At 70.3% G+C, this 22,291-nt stretch carries 19 protein-coding genes; 11 read left to right on the top strand and 8 right to left on the bottom strand.

What is annotated here, in order from left to right:
- From KBA23_RS09995 to KBA23_RS09985, 3 genes are all read right to left on the bottom strand, one after another.
- Positions 1-550: Hsp70 family protein (locus KBA23_RS09995; protein WP_290740174.1), on the bottom strand; the 550-nt coding region annotated here is incomplete at its 3' end.
- 208 nt (positions 551-758) lie between these two features.
- A complete protein-coding gene (locus KBA23_RS09990; RefSeq protein WP_290740177.1) occupies positions 759-2,687 on the bottom strand; it encodes a MacB family efflux pump subunit in 1,929 nt (642 codons plus the stop codon).
- A 25-nt stretch (positions 2,688-2,712) separates the two neighbouring features.
- Positions 2,713-4,029 (bottom strand): efflux RND transporter periplasmic adaptor subunit, encoded by a 1,317-nt coding sequence (locus KBA23_RS09985; RefSeq protein ID WP_290740171.1) that lies wholly within the window; start codon positions 4,027-4,029, stop codon positions 2,713-2,715.
- 302 nt (positions 4,030-4,331) lie between these two features.
- Between KBA23_RS09985 and KBA23_RS09980 the strand changes: the two genes are divergently transcribed.
- Positions 4,332-4,934, top strand: a complete 603-nt coding sequence (locus KBA23_RS09980; protein ID WP_290740168.1) for an alpha-ketoglutarate-dependent dioxygenase AlkB — start codon at positions 4,332-4,334, stop codon at positions 4,932-4,934.
- A 122-nt stretch (positions 4,935-5,056) separates the two neighbouring features.
- Positions 5,057-5,668 carry a phosphatase PAP2 family protein gene (locus tag KBA23_RS09975; RefSeq protein WP_290740176.1) on the top strand — a complete coding sequence of 204 codons (612 nt, stop codon included), beginning with the start codon at positions 5,057-5,059 and terminating at the stop codon, positions 5,666-5,668.
- A 610-nt stretch (positions 5,669-6,278) separates the two neighbouring features.
- Here the strand turns inward: KBA23_RS09975 and mmsB are convergent.
- From mmsB to KBA23_RS09955, 4 genes are all read right to left on the bottom strand, one after another.
- A complete protein-coding gene (gene mmsB, locus KBA23_RS09970; RefSeq protein ID WP_290740166.1) occupies positions 6,279-7,151 on the bottom strand; it encodes a 3-hydroxyisobutyrate dehydrogenase in 873 nt (290 codons plus the stop codon).
- Between the two features lie 10 nt (positions 7,152-7,161).
- Positions 7,162-8,196: an enoyl-CoA hydratase/isomerase family protein gene (locus KBA23_RS09965; RefSeq protein ID WP_290740164.1), complete on the bottom strand. Its 1,035-nt coding sequence runs from the start codon at positions 8,194-8,196 to the stop codon at positions 7,162-7,164.
- A complete protein-coding gene (locus KBA23_RS09960; RefSeq protein ID WP_290740161.1) occupies positions 8,193-9,338 on the bottom strand; it encodes an acyl-CoA dehydrogenase family protein in 1,146 nt (381 codons plus the stop codon). Before KBA23_RS09960 ends, KBA23_RS09965 begins: the two co-directional genes overlap by 4 nt.
- Positions 9,339-9,500: 162 nt before the next feature.
- Positions 9,501-11,000 (bottom strand): CoA-acylating methylmalonate-semialdehyde dehydrogenase, encoded by a 1,500-nt coding sequence (locus KBA23_RS09955; RefSeq protein ID WP_290740159.1) that lies wholly within the window; start codon positions 10,998-11,000, stop codon positions 9,501-9,503.
- Positions 11,001-11,250: 250 nt separating this feature from the next.
- Here KBA23_RS09955 and KBA23_RS09950 point away from each other — a divergent pair, with 250 nt between their 5' ends.
- From KBA23_RS09950 to uppS, 9 genes are all read left to right on the top strand, one after another.
- The gene (locus tag KBA23_RS09950; RefSeq protein ID WP_290740157.1) at positions 11,251-12,027 is read left to right on the top strand and encodes an alpha/beta hydrolase; all 777 of its coding nucleotides are present in this window, start codon (positions 11,251-11,253) and stop codon (positions 12,025-12,027) included.
- A gap of 9 nt (positions 12,028-12,036) precedes the next feature.
- Positions 12,037-13,068, top strand: a complete 1,032-nt coding sequence (galE, locus tag KBA23_RS09945; protein WP_290740154.1) for a UDP-glucose 4-epimerase GalE — start codon at positions 12,037-12,039, stop codon at positions 13,066-13,068.
- A gap of 68 nt (positions 13,069-13,136) precedes the next feature.
- Entirely contained in the window at positions 13,137-14,282 is a 1,146-nt protein-coding gene (locus KBA23_RS09940) for a glycosyltransferase (RefSeq protein WP_290740152.1), read from the top strand.
- A gap of 115 nt (positions 14,283-14,397) precedes the next feature.
- Positions 14,398-14,772, top strand: coding sequence for a response regulator (locus KBA23_RS09935; RefSeq protein ID WP_290740150.1), 375 nt, complete (start codon positions 14,398-14,400; stop codon positions 14,770-14,772).
- Between the two features lie 31 nt (positions 14,773-14,803).
- Positions 14,804-16,852 (top strand): exonuclease domain-containing protein, encoded by a 2,049-nt coding sequence (locus KBA23_RS09930; protein ID WP_290740147.1) that lies wholly within the window; start codon positions 14,804-14,806, stop codon positions 16,850-16,852.
- A 12-nt stretch (positions 16,853-16,864) separates the two neighbouring features.
- Positions 16,865-18,742, top strand: coding sequence for a DUF294 nucleotidyltransferase-like domain-containing protein (locus tag KBA23_RS09925; RefSeq protein WP_290740145.1), 1,878 nt, complete (start codon positions 16,865-16,867; stop codon positions 18,740-18,742).
- A 121-nt stretch (positions 18,743-18,863) separates the two neighbouring features.
- The gene (locus tag KBA23_RS09920; protein WP_290740144.1) at positions 18,864-19,172 is read left to right on the top strand and encodes a DUF485 domain-containing protein; all 309 of its coding nucleotides are present in this window, start codon (positions 18,864-18,866) and stop codon (positions 19,170-19,172) included.
- Positions 19,172-20,860, top strand: a complete 1,689-nt coding sequence (locus tag KBA23_RS09915) for a cation acetate symporter (RefSeq protein WP_290740141.1) — start codon at positions 19,172-19,174, stop codon at positions 20,858-20,860. Before KBA23_RS09920 ends, KBA23_RS09915 begins: the two co-directional genes overlap by 1 nt.
- 161 nt (positions 20,861-21,021) lie before the next feature.
- Positions 21,022-21,762: a polyprenyl diphosphate synthase gene (gene uppS, locus KBA23_RS09910; RefSeq protein ID WP_290740138.1), complete on the top strand. Its 741-nt coding sequence runs from the start codon at positions 21,022-21,024 to the stop codon at positions 21,760-21,762.
- 39 nt (positions 21,763-21,801) lie between these two features.
- On the opposite strand, the gene gpt is transcribed toward uppS, so the two are convergent.
- Positions 21,802-22,290 (bottom strand): xanthine phosphoribosyltransferase, encoded by a 489-nt coding sequence (gene gpt, locus KBA23_RS09905; RefSeq protein WP_290740135.1) that lies wholly within the window; start codon positions 22,288-22,290, stop codon positions 21,802-21,804.
- Position 22,291: the final 1 nt, after the last annotated feature.

Genomic DNA, 22,291 nt, shown 5'->3' with positions numbered 1-22,291 from the left:
CCTGCTTCTCCAGCCCGTAGGCGAGCGCGGCCGCGGTCGGCTCGTTGATGATGCGCAGCACCTCGAGCCCGGCGATCTTGCCGGCGTCCTTGGTCGCCTGGCGCTGGGCGTCGTTGAAGTAGGCGGGGGTGGTGATGACGGCCTGCGTCACCTTCTCGCCGAGATAGGCCTCGGCGGTCTCCTTCATCTTCTGGAGGATGAAGGCGGAAATCTGGCTGGGGGAGTACTTCTCGCCCTTCACCTCGACCCAGGCGTCGCCGTTCGTCCCGGGGACGATCTTGTAGGGCACCATGCCCTTGTCCTTGGTCGTGATCGGGTCGTCGTAGCGCCGGCCGATCAGGCGCTTGATGGCGAAGAGGGTGTTCTCGGGGTTGGTGATGGCCTGGCGCTTCGCGGCCTGGCCGACGAGGCGCTCGTCGTCGGTGAAGGCGACGATCGAGGGGGTGGTCCGGGCGCCCTCGGAGTTCTCGATCACCCGCGCCTGGCTGCCGTCCATGATGGAGACGCAGGAGTTGGTGGTGCCGAGGTCGATACCGATGACTTTAGGCATTCAGTGGTCCTTTCTTGCGGCGATATCGCGAGGCGGGTCCTGGAGCGGCCCCCGTCCCGCATCCCTGTCTGGGCTCACGCGTTCGTGCGGAGCCCGAACTCGGCGGGTATATAGGCGCCGGGAAAATGCGCTGCAAGCAGCCCGCCCACCGTCTCATGCGCGATTGTCCGGCCCGCAGGTGGAACGCCGCCCCGCGACGGCGGCCGCCTCACCCCGGCGACAGCGCCGCCACCGGACTGAGCGCCGCGGCGCGGCGGGCGGGCAGGTAGCCGAAGACCACCCCGATCAGCATCGAGGAGAGAACCGCCGTCACGATCGCCGTCTGCGAGTAGACGAACGGAAGGCTCGACCCGAACGCCGAGATCCCCGCGCCGATGGCCAGCGCCACCACGACGCCGAGCGCGCCGGCGATCAGGCAGACCAGCGTCGCCTCGGCGAGGAACTGTCGCAGGATGTCCGAGCGCCGCGCGCCGACGGCCATGCGCACCCCGATCTCGCCCACCCGCTCGCTCACCGAGACGAGCATGATGTTCATCACCCCGATTCCGCCCACCACCAGCGAGATCACCGCGATCGCGCCGATCAGCAGCGCCATCGTCTCGGTCGTCGAAACGATGGTCTCGCGGATCTCGTCGGTGTTGACGATGAAGAAGTCCCGGCGGCCGTGCCGCTCCTCGAGAAGCGCCGTCGCCGCCGCCTCGGCCGCCGCCATGTCGGCGTCGTCGGCCACCTTGAGCGTGACGCTGCGCAGCGTCGTCGTGCCGAGCATCCGGGTCTGAACCGTGGTGTAGGGCAGGTAGACGTTGAGGTTGTCGTTGCCGCCGAAGCCCTGCCGCGGGTTCGACACGCCGACGACCTGCACCGGCACGCGCCCGACCTGAAGGTACTGCCCCACCGGGTCGGCGCCGGGACCGAACATCGCATCGGCCGCGCGGGTGTCGATCACCGCGACCTGCGCCCGCGCCGCGACGTCCTCCGGCCGCAGGAGCCGGCCCGAGGCGAGCGTGATGCCCCGGACCGCGAAGAACGTCTCCGCCACCCCGGAGACCGACGCCGTCGCCGCCTCGCCCTCGCGCCGGACCGTGACGCTCGTCTGCACGGTGGGCGTGACCGCCGCCGCGTAGGACTGCGCCGCCAGCGCATCCGCGTCCGCCGCCACCAGCGTCCGGATCCGGCCCGAGCGCACATCGCCCATGTCCTCGCCCGGAAAGACCTCGAGCGTGTTGGTGCCGAGGCCGGAGATGTTGCTGAGCACCTGCCGCTGCGCCCCTGTGCCCAGCGCCACGACGTTCACCACCGCGGCGATTCCGATGACGATCCCGAGCATCGTGAGCAGCGTCCGCAGGCGGTGCGCGTTCATCGCCGCGAGCGCCATCCGCAGGACTTCGCGCGCGCCGTCCCAGACGCGGATGCCGCGCCGCCCGGACGCCGCACCCGCGACCGGCGCCGCCGGCGCGGACGCGACGCCGCTCGGGCGGTCCGACACGATCACCCCGTCGCGGATCTCGACGATCCGCCGGGCGCGGCGGGCGATCTCCGGGTCGTGGGTGACGATCAGCACGGTGTGGCCCTCGGCGTTCAGCTCGTCGAGGATGCGCAGGACCTCCTCGCCGGAACGGCTGTCGAGCGCGCCGGTCGGCTCGTCGGCGAGGATGGCCTCGGCGCCGTTCATCAGCGCCCGCGCGATCGACACGCGCTGCTGCTGTCCGCCCGACAGCTGGCCGGGCCGGTGCTCCAGCCGGTCGCCGAGCCCGAGCCGCCCGAGCAACGCGCCCGCCCGGGCCCGCCGTTCGGCGGGAAGGGCGCCGGCGTAGACCGCCGGCACCTCGACGTTGCCCACGGCGGTGAGTTCGGCGAGCAGGTGGTAGCGCTGGAAGATGAACCCGAACGTGTCGCGCCGGAGCGCCGCCAGCGCGTCGCCGTCGAGGCGCGCCACGTCCTGCCCGCGCACCAGGTAGCTGCCCGCGCTCGCCTGGTCGAGGCAGCCGAGGATGTTCATCAGCGTGGACTTGCCGCTGCCGCTCGCGCCGACGATGGCGACGAACTCGCCCTCCGCGATCGTCAGCGACACGTCCCGCAGCACGGGCGTGACATCGTCCCCCGAGGGAAACGTCCGCCAGACGCCGCGCAGCTCCATGAGGGGAGGCCGGGCCTGCACCGCCTCAGAAACCCATCGGCGGCGGCCCGCGCCGGCCCTGCGCCGTCGAGCGCGCCGGAGTCCAGTCCGTCGCGCCGATCGAGACCATCTCGCCGACCGCGAGCCCGGAGCGCACCTCGACCAGCGCCTCGTCGCGCAGCCCGACCTCGACCGCCCGGGTTTCGAGGGCCCCGTCGTCGCCGACCACGGTCACCTCGCGCGTCCCATCCGCGTTCAGCGCGCCGAGCGCCGCCGCGGGGATGGTCGGCACGTTCTCGGCCCGGCCGAGCACGACATGGACCTGAGCCGTCATGTAGGTTCGCAGCCGTCCGTCCGGGTTCGGCACGGTGAACATGCCGTTGTAGTAGATGGCCTCGTCCTTGGCGCTCGAGGCCTCGCCGGTCAGCAGGGTGTCGTCCGTGATCGAACTCGGCGCCGGCGCGATGGAGTCGAGCGTCGCGGCGTAGCGGGTGCTGGCGTCGCCGACGATCGTGAACCAGACCTCCTGCCCCGGCGCGACGCGCACCACGTCGGCCTCCGAGATCTCGGCCTCCACGCTGATCACGTCGAGCGCGCCGAGCACGACGATGGTCGGCGTCGACTGCATGGCGTTCACCGTCTGGCCCTGCTGCGCCACGACCGCCAGCACCGTCCCGTCGCTCGGAGCGGTGATCCGGGCGTAGCCGAGGTCGATCCGCGCGTCGTCGACCGCCACCTCGGCGGCGCGGATTCGCGCGTCGAGCGCGTCGATCCGCGCACGGGTCACCGCCACGTCCGAGGCCGCGGTCTCCGCGTCGGCCTCCGAGATCGCGGAACGCGCGGCGAGCGCCTCGCGCCGGGCGAGCACCCGCAGCTGCTCGGCAAGCGTCTCCTCCTGCTCCGCCCGCTCGGCGCGCACCTGCGCCAGCGTCGCCTCGGCGATCCGGATCGCGTTCTGGCGCGGGGCCGGGTCGATCTCGGCGATCAACTCGCCGGCCCGCACCTGTTCGCCGAGGCTCACGGCGAGGTTGACGATGCGGCCGGAAACCTGCGCGCCGACCGCGACGAGGTTGGAAGGCTTCAGCAGGCCGGTCGCAAGCACGCTCTCCTCGACCGAGCCGAGGGCGACCGGCGCCGTGATCGGCGCAGGCGCCGTCTCCGCGGCAGGCCGCAGCCAGAACCAGGCGCCGAGCGCAAGCGCGACGGCCAGCGCCGCGGCGATCCCGCCCCGGCGCCGCGGGCGGGGACCGGTCGGCAGCGGCAGCGGCGGCTCGACGACGCGCGGCCGGGCGGGTGCGCCGGCGTCGGACCGCAGTCGCTGCACCGGCGGCTTGCCCGCCGCGTCCAGAAGATGTCCTGCCATGCGGCCCTCGCTTCCGGTTCTCCGGGGTTCAACGCCCCGGCGCCGCCTTTCCGTCGCGGCGCCCGCCAACAAGATGGGGTCTCCGACCGCTTTGCGAAACGCCCCGCGCCCGTTACGATGAATGCGCCCGCGACGTGACCGTTCCGGCCGCACAATTCGGGATGCGCGCTGCCCGCAGGATCTCTATGACTTGCGCATGCCAATGATCGCCTCCCTCGGAGCGCCGCCGTTCGCCCTCCGTACGCGCCACAACCGGAGCCACGGCGCGCGGTTTCCGGCTCTTCTGCCCTGACAGGCGCGGAATGCCGACGATCCACCACGACGGCTTCGTGATCCACAAGGGCCGGCTCGATCCCGAGGCGCAGGCGGCGCTGCTCGAGGACGTCCGGCTGGTGGCCGTCGCGGCGCCCTTCCTTGCGCCGGTCACGCCGTGGGGCAAGCCGATGAGCGTGCGGATGACCTCCGCCGGGCGGGTCGGCTGGGTCACCGACCGCCGCGGCTACCGCTACGAGCCGCGCCATCCGACCGGCGTGCCGTGGCCGCCGATCCCTCCGGCGGTGCTCGCCCTGTGGCGCGATCTCGCCTCGGCGGAGCGCGACCCGGATTGCTGCCTCGTCAACCTCTACGGCGCCAGGGCCCGCATGGGGCTGCACCGCGACGCCGACGAGGGCGACTTCCGCTGGCCGGTCCTGTCGATCAGCCTCGGGGATTCCGCGCTGTTCCGCATGGGCGGACCCGAACGCGGCGACCCGACCGCCTCGATCGAGCTGGAGAGCGGCGACGTGGTGGTGATGGGCGGCCCGGCGCGACTGGCCTATCACGGCGTCGACCGCATCCGCTTCGGCTCGTCCCGTCTCCTGCCCGAGGGCGGCCGCATCAACCTCACCTGCCGGGTGGTGGCGTGAGCCTCCGCCGACTCGCCCGCAGCACGCTCGACCGGGCGCGACCCTTGGTCGGGCGCCGTGCGCTCGTCGCCCTCCTCGTCATCTCCGCCTGCGGCTGGGCCTTCGCGCAGCTCGCCGACGAGATGCGCGAGGGCGAGACCCATGGTTTCGACGTCGCCGTCCTCCTCGCGCTGCGCGATCCCGGCGATCCGGCCGACCCGCTCGGTCCGGGCTGGGTGGAGGAGTTCGCCCGCGACGTCACCGCGCTCGGCGGCACGGGCGTCCTCGTCATGGTGACGCTGACCGCGGCCGGCTATCTCTGGCTGACCGGACGGCGCGGCGCGACCGCCCTCGCCCTCGGCGCCGCCGCGTCCGGGAACGCGGTCAGCATGCTCCTCAAGGGTGGCTTCGACCGCCCGCGCCCCGATCTCGTGCCGCATGGCGCCGTCACCTACACGTCGTCCTTCCCCAGCGCCCACGCCATGATGGCGGCGGTCGTCTACCTGACCCTCGCGGTCATGCTCGCCCGCGTCGAGAAGCGCCGGCGCGTCCGCGTCTACATCCTGACCGTGGCCATCGTTCTCACGCTCCTCGTCGGGACGAGTCGGGTCTATCTCGGGGTCCACTGGCCGACCGACGTTCTCGCCGGCTGGGCGGCGGGCGCCGGCTGGGCGCTCGGCTGTCTCCTCGTCGCCGCGTGGCTCCAGCGCCGCGGCGTGATCGCCCCGTCCCCTCGCGACGATCCGGAGGAGTGATCGCTGCGACGCCGAGGCTATCTCGCCATGAACCGCACCGCCGAGGCAAGGCGACCGCCTCGACCGCCGACGGTCTGACCGGCGTCATACCGCCTCCGCCCGAATGCCGCGCGCACTAACGATTCAATTCTGACTCTTTTGCTTGGCATATTCGTTGTGCATACGTTGTGCATGGAGCGTGCATCGAAGGATCCGCCGTAAACCTTTGACGCCGAAATCTTCAGACGGAAACCGCATCAGTTCGCCGACCCTGACGGATGAATCGGCGGCCGCCGAGTTTCATTCAGGCTGTGCCGGCATGGCGCGGGCGCGCCCGGTCTCCCGAGCGCGCCCGCTCTTTCGCTCCCGCCGAGCCCCCGGGACGCCGCCCCACACGGCGTCCGGATACGGCACGACACAGCCCCCGGGCCTGGGGAAGCCTGACCGTGGCCAGAGCTGCTTGGCGGCCTTGGCCACCGCAGGCCCTGCCCCGCCGACTTGCGGCGGAGAAGCGAGGGCGGCACTTACCAGGAACACAACCCACCGACACCGCGTCTCCCCACAGACGCGTCAACTCCCACGCCGCCCTCGGTTAAGACAACGTTGCGGCCCGCGACTTATTCGCGCGGACCTACGCGGACCGCGATTTTTTTTCGAGCCACGGGAGCATGGCGGAAAAATCGGTTCCCTTTCCGCCGCTTGCGACGAACGCCCCGTAGAGCTCGGCGGCACGCGCCCCCATCGGGGTCGGCGCGTCGACCTCCTCGGCCGCCTGCTGGCTGAGGCCGAGATCCTTGAGCATCAGTTCGGCGGCGAAGCCGGGACGATAGCCGTCGTCGGCCGGCGACTTCGGCCCGACGCCGGGGGCGGGACAATACGTGTTCATGGACCAGCACGACCCCGACGAGGTCGAGACCACGTCGAACATCGCCTGCCGGTCGAGCCCGAGCTTGTCCGCCAGCGCGAAGGCCTCGCAGACTGCGATCATCGACACGCCGAGGATCATGTTGTTGCAGATCTTGGCCGACTGGCCCGACCCGGACCCTCCGCAATGAACCGTGCGCGCTCCCATCACCTCGAAAAGCGGCGACGCCAGCGCGAACGCCGCCTCCGATCCGCCGGCCATGAAGGTGAGCGTGCCCGCCGCGGCGCCGCCGGTGCCACCCGAGACCGGAGCGTCGACCGCGCGAAGCCCGGCGGCCTCGGCCTCCGCCGCCGCCGCCCGGGCCGAGGCGACGTCGACGGTCGAGCAATCGACCAGCACCGCGCCCTTGCGCGCCGCCGGGACGATCTCGGCGTAGACCGCGCGCAGGATCGCGCCGTTCGGAAGCATGGTCACCACCGCATCCCGTCCCGCCGCTGCCTCGGCTGCCGTAGCGGCGACCGCCCCACCCTCGATCGCCGCGCCCGTCACGTCGAACCCGGTGACCTCGTGGCCCGCCGCGGCGAGGTTCCGCGCCATGGGCGCGCCCATGTTGCCGAGCCCGATGAAACCCACCTTCATGTCTTTCTCCTCAAGCCTGCGGCAGCTTCAGCTCGTTCGGGCCGAGCGACTCCATCAGCGCCGCGACCTGAGCCGGCGTGACGCTGTCGATCGTGTCGGCCCATTGCGGGCTGCGGTCCTTGTCGATGACCTGGGCGCGGACGCCTTCCATCATGTCGCCGCTCTCGAAGATGCGAACGCCGGCGCGCAGCTCGCGCGCCAGCGCCAGCTCGAGCCCCGGCTCGCGCCGCGCCGCGCGGACCAGTTCCATCGTCGCCGCCATCGACAGCGGCGAGAGCTTGCGCAGCGCCGTCAGCGTCTCGTGCCCCCAGTCCGAGGCCTCCAGTCGAGCGACCAGCGTGGCGAGGTCGGGGGCCGAGAAGGCGTCGTCGATGTCGTCGCGTCGCCCGGCGAGCTCGCCCGCGGGAGGCTCGGCGGCGAAATCCGCGATCACCGCCGCGTCGCCGCTCTCGATCAACCGGGCGGCGAGATCGGGCCAGAGCGCTTCGGGAACGAAGGTGTCGGCGAACCCGGCGAGGATCGCGTCGGCCGCGCCCATGCGCCAGCCGGTAAGACCGAGATACTCGCCGAGCCGGCCCGGCGCCCGGCCGAGGAGATGCGTTCCACCGACGTCGGGAACGTAGCCGATGGCGCATTCCGGCATGGCGACCCGCGAGCTTTCCCCGACGATGCGATGGCTGGCATGACCGGTGAGGCCGACGCCGCCGCCGAGGACATATCCCTTCATCAGCGCCACGACGGGCTTGGGGTAGCGGCCGATCGCCGCGTTGAGCCGGAACTCGTCCGCCCAGAAGTCGCGCGCGAAGGAGAAGTCGCCCGTGCGGCCGCGCTGATAGATGTCGGCGATGTCGCCGCCGGCGCAGAAGGCGCGATCCCCGACGGAATCCATGAGGACGAGCTGGACTTCCGGGTCGTCGTGCCAGTCCTCCAGCGCCCGCTCGATCACGAGGACCATGTCATGCGTGAGCGCGTTCAGCGCCTTCGGCCGGTTCATCGTGATCCGGCCGGCGCGGCCTTCCTTGCGGGCCAGGACGTCGTCGGTCATGCCGCCTCCGAGATGAGCGCGCGGGCGACGATCACCCGCATGATCTCGTTCGTGCCCTCGAGGATCTGGTGGACCCGCAGGTCGCGGACGATTTTCTCGATGCCGTAGTCGGCGAGATAGCCGTAGCCGCCCAGCAGTTGCAGGGCGTCGTTCGCGACCTTGAAGGCCGTGTCCGTCACCAGCCGCTTGGCCATGGCGCAATGCTTGGTGGCGTCCGGCGCGCCCCGGTCGAGCTTCCACGCCGCCTGGCGCAGGAAGACCCGGGCGGCCTGCAACTCGGTCTCCATGTCTGCGAGGCGGAACTGGGTCGCCTGGAAGTCGCGGATCGCCTGTCCGAAGGCCCGACGTTCGCCGGTGTAGGCGAGCGCCTTGTCCAGCGCCGCCTGCGCGCCCCCCAGCGCCGCGGCCGCGATGTTGAGCCGGCCGCCGTCGAGCCCCTTCATGGCGTAGCGGAAGCCCGAGCCTTCCTCGCCCATCAGGTTTTCGGCCGGGACCGTGCAGCCGTCGAACTGCACCTGCGCCGTCGGCTGGGCCTTCCAGCCCATCTTGCGCTCCAGCGCCCCGAAGGAGAGGCCCGGCGCGCCCGCCTCGACCGCGAGCGTCGAGATCCCTCGCGGCCCCTCACCGCCCGTCCGCGCCATCACGACATAGAGGTCGGAATAGCCGCCCCCGGAGATGAAGGCCTTGGACCCGTCGAGAGTCCAGCCCGCCGGGCCGCGGACGGCCCGCGTGCGCAGCGCCGCCGCGTCGGAGCCGGAGCCCGGCTCGGTCAGGCAATAGGACGCCACCGCCTCCAGCGTGACGAGGCGCGGCAGCCAGCGCGCCTTCAGCGCGTCCGTCCCGTAGGCCGCCACCATGCTCGCGCACATGTTGTGGATCGAGACGAAGCTCGACACCGCCGGGCAGCCCATGGCGAGCGCCTCGAAGACCAGCGTCGCGTCGAGCCGCGAGAGCCCGGCGCCGCCCATCTCCTCGGGCACGTACATCGCCGCGAAGCCGAGTTCGCCGGCCTCGCGCAACGCCTCGCGCGGGATCGTGCCCGCAACCTCCCATTCCTCGGCATGGGGCGCGATGCGCTCCCGGGCGAAGTCCCGGGCCATGGCGAAGATCGCCTGCTGTTCCTCGGAGAGTGCGAAATCCACCTCAGTCCTCCCGGCGGTTGAGTAGCCGCGCTCCGGCATCGCCGAAGTCGCGGCATGTCGCCCTTACGCCGCCTTCTGCCGCTGCGGCCGGAGCTTCCGGAGCCTCCGCCTGCCGCTGACCGACCGGCTTCGCCCCGGCCCGCACGGCCGGGGCGGTCCGGCTCACTCCATCGTCGGCATGGAGAAGGCGGCGCCTTCCTTGATTCCGCTCGGCCACCGCGCCGTGACCGTCTTCGTCCGGGTGTAGAAGCGGAAGGCGTCCGGCCCGTGCTGGTTCAGGTCGCCGAAGCCCGACTTCTTCCAGCCGCCGAAGGTGTGATAGGCGAGCGGCACCGGAATGGGCACGTTGACGCCCACCATCCCGACGTTGATCCGGCTGGCGAAGTCGCGCGCCGTGTCGCCGTCTCGGGTGTAGATTGCGGTGCCGTTGCCGTAGGGGTTCGACATGGCGAGGTCGACCGCCTCGTCATAGGACTTCGCCCGCACGGTGGAGAGGACCGGCCCGAAGATCTCCTCCCTGTAGATGTCCATCGCCGGCGTCACCCGGTCGAACAGACACGCGCCGACGAAGAAGCCGTTCTCGTAGCCCTGCATCTTGAAGCCGCGGCCGTCCACCACGAGCTCGGCGCCCTGCGCCACGCCGCTGTCGACCAGCCCGAGGATCCGCTGCTGCGCCGCGCGCGTCACCACAGGGCCGAAGTCGACGTCGTTCCCCGCCGTGTACGGCCCGATCTTGAGGCTCTCGACCTTTGGGACAAGCTTCTGGATCAGCGCGTCCGCGGTCTTCTCTCCCACCGGCACGGCGACCGAGATCGCCATGCAACGCTCGCCCGCGGCGCCGTAGCCCGCGCCGACGAGCGCGTCGACCGCCTGGTCGAGGTCGGCGTCGGGCATGATGATCATGTGGTTCTTGGCGCCGCCGAAGCACTGCACGCGCTTGCCGTTGGAGCAGCCGCGGCCGTAGATGTATTCCGCGATCGGGGTCGAGCCGACGAAGCCGATCGCCATGATCGTCGGGTTGTCGAGGATGGCGTCGACCGACTCCTTGTCGCCGTTGACAACCTGGAGCACGCCGTCGGGCAGCCCCGCCTCTTGCAACAGCTCGGCCAGCATCAGCGGCACGGATGGGTCGCGCTCGGACGGCTTGAGGATGAAGGCGTTGCCGCAGGCGATCGCCGGGCACATCTTCCAGAGCGGAATCATGGCGGGGAAGTTGAACGGCGTGATGCCCGCCACCACGCCGAGCGGCTGGCGCATCGAATACATGTCGATCCCCGGCCCGGCGCTGTCTGAGTATTCGCCCTTCAGCAGATGCGGCGCGCCGACGCAGAACTCCGCCACCTCGAGCCCGCGGATCACGTCGCCCTTGGCGTCGGGAAAGGTCTTGCCGTGCTCGCGCGACAGCGCCTCGGCGAGCTTGTCGAGGTCGCGGTTGATCAGGTCGACGAAACGCATGATCACCCGCGCGCGGCGCTGCGGGTTGGTGGCGGCCCACGTCACCTGCGCGGCGGCGGCGGAGGCGACGGCGGCGTCGAGCTCGGCGCGGGTGGCCAGCGGGACACGCGACTGAACCTCGCCGGTCGCTGGGTTGTAGACGTCGGCGAAGCGCCCGGACGTGCCGGCGACGCGCTTGCCGTCGATGAAGTGGCCGAGATCCGGCATGTGACGCTCCCCCAATAGCTCCGGTTCGGCGCGACCCTAGCGCGCCTGCCTGTCCGGCGCAGCGGGAAAATCGTCAGTTCCGTACAGCGTTTCCGCGCCTCCCGCCCGGGCCGGCAGGGACAGGGCCCGGGCCGGCGAAGACGCCCCTTCAATCGTGTGCCGCACGGCGTTAGCATTTCTTTCGCGGCCGCACGCTAAGGCATGGGACGGGCGCTCGACAGGCGAGATGCGCGAGGATACATCAACGAGCATGACCGATCGACCGCCGCTCCTTTTCCTGCACGGGGCCTTCGCCGGTCCCGAGGTCTGGACCCGCTTCGTCGCTCCCTGGTTTGTGCGCCGCGGCCACCGCGTGGCGGCGCCGCTCATGCCCGGTCGCACCAGCTACCACGCCCGGATGCGCGACTACGTCCGCGTTGCGCGCGAGGCGGCGGAAGAGCTGGGACGGCCGGTCGCGGTGGCGCATTCGCTCGGCGGGCTGGTCGCGCAGCACCTGGCCGCCGAAGGCAGGCTGTCGGGCGTGGTGCTGGTGTCGTCGCCGGGGCCGATGGGGCTCGCGCCCACGCTTTGGAACCTCGCCGCCTCCCCGGACGTCCTTGCCGCTCTCCTGGTCGCTCAGGCCGGCGCCGGCGACCGCTACGGACCCGAGGCGCTGCGCCGGGCGCTCTTCACCGACGAGACGCCGGACGACTGGATCCTCGGGCTGGGGCTCAACCTGTCGCCGGAAAGCCCGTCCGCGCTCGCCGACGGGCTCGCTTGGGATCTGCCGGCATGGCCGCTCGCCCGCTCCACCCCGATGCTGGCCGTACAGGGAGATCGCGACGCGTTCGTGCCGATCACCGATCTCTGGTCGATCGCCATGGCATATGGCGCGGAGACGACGCTCCTGCCCGGGCTCGGGCACGGGCTGCCGATCGATCCGGCCTGGAAGAGCCTCGCCTGGCGGATCAGCGCCTGGCTCGGCGAACGCCAGATCGGCGTGCGGGCGCCCCGGCCCTGGCTCACGGCTTTCGGTTTCGCGTCCTGAGGTTTCGACATGCGTATCCTGGTCACCGGCGGCGCCGGCTACATCGGCAGTCACACGCTCGTGGAGCTGCTTGCAGCGGGTCATGAGACCCATGTCGTCGACACCTTCGCCAATTCGAGCCCGGAGGCGCTGGCGCGGGTACGCCAGCTCGCCAACCGCGACTTCGGCTTCACCCGGGCCGACATCCGCGACCGCGCCGCGATGACCGAGGTCGCGCACGACTTCGCGCCGGAGGTCGTGGTGCACTTCGCCGGGTTGAAGGCGGTCGGCGAGTCCGTCGCGAAGCCGCTTTCCTATTTCGACGTGAACGTCGGCGGCACGGTGACGCTGTTGCAGGCGCTTCAGGACTCCGGCTGCCGACGCTTCGTGTTCTCGTCCTCGGCGACGGTCTACGGCGATCCTGACTACCTGCCGATCGACGAGGCGCATCCGCGGCGCACGACCAACCCCTACGGACGCACCAAGTTGCAGATCGAGGGCATCCTCGAGGATCTGGCCGTCGCGGACCCCACGTGGTCAATCGCGCTCCTGCGCTACTTCAATCCGGTGGGCGCCCATGCGAGCGGCCGCATCGGCGAAGACCCCGAGGGGATCCCGAACAACCTGATGCCCTATGTCACCCAGGTCGCGACGGGCCGGCGCGCGCGACTGACGGTGCACGGGGACGACTACGACACGCCTGACGGGACCGGGGTGCGCGACTTCATCCATGTCGTCGACCTCGCCCGCGCCCATGTCGCGGCGGTCGAGCAGACCGGGCGCGGCGCCGGCTGCGAAGCCTTCAACCTCGGCACCGGCCGCGGGGCGTCGGTGATGGAGCTCGTCGAGGCGTTCCGCGCCGCGAGCGGCCAGGCGATCCCGCTGACGGTGGGGCCGCGGCGGGCCGGCGACATCGCGGCGAGCTGGGCCGACCCGTCGCGGGCGCAGCGAGTTCTCGGCTGGCGGGCGGAGTTCGGGGTCGCCGAGATGTGCGCCTCGGCCTGGGGCTGGGCGGCGCGCAACCCGGCGGGCTATACGGGGCCGGAACGCAACCCGGACTGACGCGACGCCCGCCGCGCGAATCACCCCTCGCATTTCATGCCGCAATGCGGTATGGGCAAGGCAGTTCCGTGGAACGGGGCAACGGCGTTCTCGGCATGGGCGGCTTGGGGCAGGCTACGGCAGATTGGGGTATAACGGTGGCGGCGGCGGCCGGGTTCGGCCTCTGCCTCTCGCTGTGCGCCTTGCTGATCCTGACCCAGCGCTGGCACGGCAGCATCACCCATGACAGCACCGACGGGGTGCAGAAGTTCCACAAGGATCCGACGCCGAGAGTCGGCGGCATCGGGATAGCCGTGACCTGTGCGCTCGTCTGGCCGGTGGTTCCGGCCGAGTTGCAGGGGATCTGGGCGACCATCGGGATCGCCGGCATTCCGGCCTTCGCGGCCGGCCTCGGCGAGGATTTGACCAAGCGCGTCGGCGTGCGGGCCCGGCTCCTGGCGACCATGCTGGCGGGGCTGCTGTTCTCGGCGCTGACCGGCTACGTGATGAACGACGTCGATCTGCCCGGCGTCGACTGGCTCCTGTCCTTCACGCTCGGCGGGCTCCTGTTCACGGCCTTCGCGATGGGCGGCGTCGCAAATGCGATCAACATCATCGACGGGTTCAACGGACTCGCCGCGGGCGCGCTCCTCATCATGCTGGGCGCCTTCGCCTGGATCGCCCACAAGGTCGGCGACGGGCTGGTCTTCGGGCTCGCGATCGGCTTCGCCGGACTCATCCTCGGGTTCTTCGTGCTGAACTTCCCGTTCGGCCGGATCTTTCTCGGGGACGGAGGCGCCTATTTCGCGGGCTACCTGCTCGCCTGCCTCGGCGTGCTGCTGCCGGCGCGCAACGTCGAGATCTCGGCCTGGACGGCGCTGCTGATCTGCGGCTACCCGGTGATCGAGACCCTCGCCTCGATGCGGCGCAAGTCCCGGCGCGAGGGGCACAGCGTGGGCAAGCCGGACCGAGTGCATTTCCACATGCTCGCCCATCGCCACTACGGACGTCGCATCGTGCCCGACCGCGACCGCGAGCACCTGCGCAACCCTGCGACCGCCGCCGTGACCTGGGTCCTGCCGCTCGTTACCGGCCTGCTCGCCGCCATCGCCTACGACAGCGCCCTGCTGAGCGCGGTGTTCTTTTTCGCGACCGTGACGCTCTACGGGCAGATCTACCGGATCATGTCGCTCAATGCGCCGCGCCTGCCCGCCGCGCTGGCCCGCCTGCTCTGACGCCACACGGATCGCGGCCGAAAGTTTCGTCTGGAACGCGGCGAGAGCATCGCCTAGGCTCCGCGCCGAAGAGCAGGAGCAACTCTGCCGTGAAAGCAACTGGGGGGATGCGCACATGGCGGTCGGATCCGTGCTCGTGGTGGACGACGAACCGAACATCGCCCTGTCGCTCGAGTACCTGATGAAGGGTCAGGGGTTCGAGGTCAGGGTGGCGACCGACGGCGAGGCGGCGCTGGCCGCGCTGCGGGAGCGGGCGCCGCACGTGATGCTTCTGGACGTGATGCTGCCCAAGCGCGACGGCTACGAGGTCTGCCAGACCGTGCGGGCGACGCCGGAATGGAACGGCGTGCGCATCATCATGCTGACCGCGCGCGGACGCGCGATCGAGCAGGAGAAAGGCCTCGCGCTCGGGGCCGACGACTACATTACCAAGCCGTTCTCGACGCGTGAGGTCATCGAACGGGTGCGCCAGTACATGCCGCAGGACTGAGGCGACAATGGGAGCCGCGCCGGCGATAGGGTTGGGGCTCATCGCCGGATTCGGGCTGGTGTGGGGCGCGACCTGGCTGGCAGGGGGGTCTCCGGGGGCGGCGTCAGCCGCCGGCGCGACGGCGGCCGCGGTGATGCTCGCCGCCGTCGTCGTCGGATTCCGCCTCGTCGTGGCGCCGGCCGCACGCCTCGCCCGCCGGCTCCGGGCGCTGCGCGAGTCCCGCAGCGAGGATGCCGACGTGCCGGCAGGCGCCGCGCCGCTTCTGGGGCCGCTGGCGGGCGAAGTCGACGGGCTGGTGACAGCGTTGCGTTCCGCACGGCGCGAGGGGCGCAAGGCGACCCAGTCGGAGACAGCACGGGTCGACGCCCAGAAGGCATGGCTCGAGACGATCCTCCAGGGGCTGGCCGAGGGCGTGGTGGTCTGCAACCGCCAGCACCGCATCCTGCTCTGCAACCAGGCCGCGGTAAGCCTGCTCGGCGCCCCCGAGGCGGTGGGACTCGGACGCAACCTCGGCGACCTCATCGCGCTCGCGCCGCTCAACCACAGTCTCGGACGGCTGGAGGGGCGGCACGCCACCGACCCCGACGCCCCGCTGGAACTGTCCGCGCCGTTCGTCTGCACGGCGATCGACCGCTCGCGGCTGTTCCACGGCAGGATGGCCCTGCTCGCCGACCCCTCGGGGGCGGTGACCGGCTATCTCGTCACGCTCGTCGACATCTCGGGCGAACTGGCGCTCCTCGCCAAGGGCGACGGGGTGCGCAGGGCCTTGACGCGCGACCTGCGCGGCATGGTCGGCAACCTCCGGGCCGCCGCGGAAACGATGGCGACCTTCCCCGAGATGCCGGCGGCGGACCGGGCGGCGTTCGAGCGGGTGCTCCTCGACGAGAGCGCGCGCATTTCGCAGACGATCGACGACCTGGGCGCGGAGATCCGCGGGCACATGCTCGGGCGCTGGCCGATGGCGGACATCTTTTCCGGCGACCTCGTGCGGATGCTGGAGCCGGGGCTGGCGGAGCGCGGCCTGACCGCGACGCTGGTCGGGCTGCCACTCTGGCTGCACGGCGACAGCCTGTCGCTCCTCCAGGCCATCGAGATCCTGATCGGCCGCATCCACGACGCCACCGGCGCGACCGCCTTCGAGATCGAGCCGATGCTCGGCGACAGGCGCGTCTATCTCGACCTCGTCTGGACGGGCGAGCCGGTCGCTGCGGGGGTGCTCGAAGGCTGGCTCGACCTGCCGTGCGGCGAGACCGAGAGCCAGCGCCTGCGCGACGTGCTGGAGCGGCACGGTTCGGAGCCGTGGTCCACCACTGCCGGCGCCGGCATGGCCAAGCTGCGCCTGCCCCTCCTCGCTCCCAACCGCCCGCAGTTCGTTCCCGGTCTGCGCCGCCAGGCGCCGCGTCCGGAGTTCTACGACTTCGGACTGATGCAGGCGCACCAGGGCGACGCGAAGATCGGGGCGCGCCTGCTGCGCGAGCTCGACTACGTCGTCTTCGACTGCGAGACGACCGGACTCCAGCCGACGAAGGGCGACGAGATCATCCAGATCGGCGCCGTGCGGGTGGTCCAGGGCCGCATCCTGACCGGGGAGGGCTACGAGCGGCTGGTCAACCCGGGCCGGCCCATCCCGCCCGGCTCGATCAAGTTCCATGGCGTGACCGACGCCGACGTCGCCGGCAAGCCTTCCATCCTCGGGATCCTGCCGGAGTTCCACGCCTACGTCGCGGACGCGGTGATGGTGGCCCACAACGCCGCCTTCGACATGAAGTTCCTGAGCCTGAAGGAACGCGCGGCGGGGGTTCGGTTCGACTCTCCGGTTCTCGACACCATGCTCGTCTCATCGATGCTCGACGGCGCCGACGAGGACCACTCGCTGGACGGGCTCTGCGAGCGCTACGGCATCCTGATCGACGGTCGGCACAGCGCCCTCGGCGACACCATCGCGACGGCGCAGTTGTTGATCAAGCTCATGGACAGGCTGGAGGCGCGCGGGATCAACACCTTCGGCGAGGTCATGCGGGCCTCGAACATGGCGGCGGAGCTGCGCCAGCGCGGCGCAATCTTCGCCGGGAACGCCTGATCGGAGACGTGGATGCTGGACGAGCCGGAAATCGACGTGGCCGACTTCCTCCGGAGGCACGCTCCCTTCGACCGCATGGCGATCGAGGACGTGGACTTCCTCGCCGCGCGCCTGAAACCCATCCACTTTCCGGCCGGCGAGGTGATCACCGAACCCGAGGCCGGACCGGCGCAGTGGTTCTACGTGGTGCGCGAAGGGCGCATCGTCGGGCGCGACCGCGAGCCGGACGCGCCGGTGTGGGCGCTGGTCGAGGGCGACTGCTTCCCGCTCGGCGCGCTGGCGGAGGAACGCCCGGTCCACAGCGACCGCCGGGCGGAGACGGACGCGGTCTGCCTCGCGATGGACCGGGCCGGCTTCGAGGAGCTGCGCAAGCGTTCGGACGTCTTCACCGAGTTCTGCGCCAGCCGGGTCGCCGGTCTGGTCCGCCAGGCCGACCGCGCCGCCGAGGCGGAACGCGACTTCGGCGAGGGCTCGCTCACAGTGCCGCTCTCCGCACGAAGCTTTCCGCGGCCGGTGACGGCTCGGCCGGAAACCCCGATCGGCGAGGCGCTGGGCACGATGGCCGAGCGCAAGGTCGGCTCTATCGTGGTGGCGAACGAGGCCGGTCGGCCGGTCGGCATCTTCACGCTCAAGGATCTCCTGAACCGGGTGGCGCTGCCAGCAACGTCGCTCAATGCGCCCATCGCCCAGGTAATGACGGCCGATCCGGTCGCCGTGCCGCGCGACGCTTTCGCCTTTGAGGCGGCCATGGCGATGGCCCAGGCCGGGGTGCGGCACGTGCTCGTCGTCGAGGCCGACCGCCTCGTCGGCGTGGTCTCCGAACGCGACCTCTTCGCGATGCAGCGCGTCGGTCTCGTCAACCTGTCGAAGGCGATCACCGCCGCCGGTTCTATCGCGGATCTCGCGGCTCTGGCGCGCGACGTCCACCGCCTCGTCGGACAGATGATGGCTCAGGGAGTCAAGGGCGAGCAGATCGCCCGCATCATCACCCTGCTGAACGACCAGACCGTCGGACGCGTGGTCGACCTGACGCTGGCCGAGACCGGCGCGCCGCCGTTTCCCTTCACCTGGCTCGCCTTCGGCTCCGAGGGGCGGCAGGAGCAGACGCTCAAGACCGACCAGGACAATGGCATCCTGTTCGAGACGCCCGAAGGCATGGAAGACGTAGAGGCGCGGGCGATCCTGTTGCCGATCGCCGAGAAGGTGAACATGGCGCTCGACGCCGTCGGCTTCCCGCTCTGCACCGGCGAGGTGATGGCGCGCAATCCCGAGTGTTGCCTGAGCGTGCGCGAATGGCGCGCCCGGTTCCTGCGCTGGATGCGGGCGACGACGCCGGAGAATCTGCTCAACGCTTCGATTTACTTCGACTTCCGGCCGGTCTGGGGACCGGTGGAAGGCGCCGAGGCGCTGCGCGCCTGGCTGCTGGCCGCGGCGGCGGACAACGCCCTTTTCCGCCGCCAGATGGCGGCGAACGCCCTGCGCAACGCGCCGCCGCTCGGCGGGGTCTTCCGCGACTTCCGGCTGAGCGGGGCCGGGGCGGAGGAGAACACCCTCGATCTCAAGGTGAACGGCGTGACGCCCTTCGTCGATGCGGCGCGCATCCTAGCGCTCGGGCGCCGTGTCGGCGAGACCAACACCGTCGCCCGAATCAGCGGCGTCGTCAAGGCGGGCGGCATCTCTCAGGCCGATGCGGAAGCCTGGATCGCGGCCTACGACTTCATCCGGATGCTGCGGATGCGGCTCAACGAGGAGCAGTCCCGCCGACGAGAACCGCTGGGAAATCGAGTGGACCCCGCCGGGCTCAACGATCTGGACCGCCGCATCTTGCGAGAATCGTTCAAGGAAGCCCGCCGCTTGCAGCAGAAGGTAGCTATCGAGTTCCAGTTGTGAAATTTCTTGCTGCAATGCAGCAGCATGAGATAGATCAATGCCCGTCGGCACACGGATGTATACCGGCGGGATCAGGCCGCGCGTCGGAGGACGTCGGCGCAAAACAAGGGAGACGCACCGCATGAACGAAAGCGCCTACGACCGCATAAGCCGAAGCCCCAAGTTCCAGGAGCTCGTGCGCCAGCGCACGCGCCTCGCGACGATCCTCAGCATCCTGATGCTGGTGATCTACTTCGGCTTCATCCTGCTCGTCGCCTATGCGCCGGGCTTCCTCGGGACGCCGATCGGCGCCGGCAGCGTCACGACGATCGGCGTGCCGATCGGCCTCTTCGTCATCGTGTCGGCATTCGTCCTGACCGGCATCTACGTCGCCAAGGCGAACACCACCTTCGACCGGCTCAACGAAGAAGTCCTGAGGGAGGTCGAGTGATGCATCCCATCGTGCGCAACGGACTGATCGCAGGCGCGGTGGCGCTGCTGCCGGTCTACGCCTACGCCCAGAGCCAGGGTGGGGCCGGCGTCAACACCGCCGCCATCATCATGTTCGTCATCTTCGTCGGCATGACCTTGTTCGTCACCAAGTGGGCGGCGTCGCAGACGAAGTCGACTTCCGACTTCTATACGGCGGGCGGGGGCATCACCGGCTTCCAGAACGGCCTCGCCATCGCCGGCGACTACATGTCGGCGGCATCTTTCCTCGGCATCTCCGGCCTCGTCTTCACCTCGGGCTTCGACGGGTTGATCTATTCGGTAGGCTGGCTCGTCGGCTGGCCGATCGTGCTGTTCCTGATCGCGGAGCGGCTTCGCAACCTCGGCAAGTTCACCTTCGCCGACGTGGCCTCCTACCGGCTCCAGCAGACCCCGATCCGGATCCTGTCCGCGACCGGCACGCTGACCGTCGTCGCCTTCTACCTGATCGCGCAGATGGTCGGCGCCGGCAAGCTGATCGAGCTCCTGTTCGGTGTGCCCTACCTGCTCGCCGTGATCCTCGTCGGGATCATGATGATCATATACGTCACCTTCGGCGGCATGCTCGCCACCACCTGGGTGCAGATCATCAAGGCCTGCATGCTGCTCGGGGGCGCCACCTTCATGGCCTTCATGGTCCTATGGCACTACAACTTCAGCCCGGGCAACCTGTTCAATGCCGCGGTCGAAATCCAGCCCAAGGGCGACGCGATCATGCGTCCCGGCGGCCTGGTGAAGGACCCGATCTCGGCGATCTCGCTCGGCATCGCGCTGATGTTCGGCACCGCCGGCCTGCCGCACATCCTGATGCGGTTCTTCACGGTCGCCGACGCCAAGGCGGCGCGCAAGTCGGTGTTCTACGCCACCGGCTTCATCGGCTACTTCTACATCCTCACCTTCATCATCGGGTTCGGCGCCATCGTCTTCCTGATGAACAACCCCGACTTCTACACCACCACGACCGGCGCCGACGGCGCGGTCACCTGGGACAAGCTCACGGGACTTGTCGGCGGCACCAACATGGCGGCGGTCCATCTCGCCGACGCCGTGGGCGGCTCGCTGTTCCTCGGCTTCATCTCGGCGGTGGCCTTCGCGACCATCCTCGCGGTGGTGGCGGGCCTGACGCTGGCCGGCGCCTCGGCGGTCAGCCATGACCTCTACTACTCGGTGATCACCAAGCGGCAGGCGGCGGATGCCGACGTCATCCGCGTCTCGAAGATCTCCACGGTCTGCCTCGGCATCGTGGCGATCATCCTCGGCTACATCTTCGAGAACCAGAACGTGGCGTTCATGGTCGGCCTCGCCTTCGCGGTGGCGGCCTCCGTGAACTTCCCGGTGCTGGTGCTGTCGATGTTCTGGTCGAAGCTCACCACGCGGGGCGCGCTGATCGGCGGCTTCCTCGGGCTCGCCTCGGCGGTGATCCTGGTGATCCTGTCGCCGGCGGTCTGGGTGACTACCTTCGGCAACGAGGCGGCGATCTTCCCCTACGACAACCCGGCGCTGTTCTCGGTGTCCCTGGCGTTCATCGCCACCTGGTTCTTCTCCATCACCGACAGCAGCAAGACAGCGCAGGCGGAGATCGCGGGCTTCGGCCCGCAGTACGTCCGCTCGCAGACGGGCCTCGGCGCCGAAGGCGCATCGGCTCACTGACGGCCGCGGCCAAGTCGAAACAGAACGCCGCCCGGGCTCCCCGGGCGGCGTATCACGTTCAAGCGGCTCGGCAGGTCCCCGCCGACGCCCCACCAAAACGGAACTGTCGCCCACCTCCGGAATTGTGCAATACTGGGCGGCAAAGAGCAGGCGAACAACAGATGTACGATTCCGGCGGCGCAGGCAGCCTCCACGTGGGCGTAATCATGGACGGCAACGGCCGCTGGGCCGAGAGCCGGGGCATGACCCGTCTCTCCGGCCACGCCCGCGGGGCGCGCCGCGTGACGGAAATCGTGCGGGCCTGCCCGGAGCTGGGCGTCACGCATCTGACCCTCTATGCCTTCTCGACGGAGAACTGGCGGCGGCCGCTCGCCGAGGTCGAGGGGCTGATGCGGATCTTCCGCACCTACATCGCCAGCAAGACCGAGCGGCTGGCCGAGCGCGACGTGAAGGTCCGGTTCATCGGCATGCGCCATCGCATTCCGCCGTCGCTCGGGCGCCTGATGGCGGAGATGGAGGTGCGGACGGCCAATTGTCGCGGTCTGCAACTTTCGATCGCCATCGACTACGGCGGGCGCGACGAGGTGACGCGCGCCGTGCGGGCGCTGGCCCGGCAGGTCGCCGCCGGGGAGCTCTCCCCGGAGGACATCGACGACGACGAAATCGCGGCGGCGCTCGACACGCGCCCGCTGCCCGACCCCGATCTCGTCATCCGGACCTCGGGCGAGCGGCGCGTCTCTAATTTCCTGCTCTGGCAGGCGGTCTATTCCGAGTACGACTTCCCCGAAACGCCGTGGCCCGACTTCACCGTCGCCCGCTTCGCCGAGGCCATCGACCGCTTTCGCGCCCGCGAGCGCCGCTTCGGCGCTACCCGCACCGTGCCGCTGGCGGCCGGGGAATAGGCCGCCGTTCGCAGCCGCTCACGTCGCGCCGTCGGGCGATCACTCCCCCCGATACGGCCGGACGTATTGCAGGGCCATGTCCCATGGGAAAAAGATCCACGTGTCCTGGCTCACCTCGGTGATGTAGGTGTCGACCATCGCCCGGCCCTGCGGCTTGGCGTAGACCGTGGCGAAGTGCGCGCGGGGATAGAGCCGGCGGACGAGTTCCAGGGTCTTGCCGGTGTCCACGAGGTCGTCGACCACCAGCACGCCCTCGCCATCGCCCATCAGCGCGGCGTCGGGCGCCTTGAGCAGCGTCGCGTCGGTCTGCTGCTGCCAGTCGTAGGACTTGACCGAGATCGTATCGACCAGCCGGATGTCGAGCTCTCGCGCCACGATCATCGCCGGCGCCATGCCGCCGCGGGTGATCGCCACCACCGCGCGCCAGGCCCCGTTGTCCGGCCCGCGCTTGTCGAGCCGCCACGCCAGCGCCCGGCTGTCGCGGTGGATCTGGTCCCAGCTGACGTGGAAGCCCTTCTCGTGCGGCAGG

It is taken from the genome of Amaricoccus sp. (genome assembly GCF_017995835.1).
Classification (GTDB): Bacteria; Pseudomonadota; Alphaproteobacteria; order Rhodobacterales; family Rhodobacteraceae; genus Amaricoccus.
Note: the sequence above shows the minus strand (reverse complement) of the source record. Positions and strands in the feature narration are given on the sequence as shown.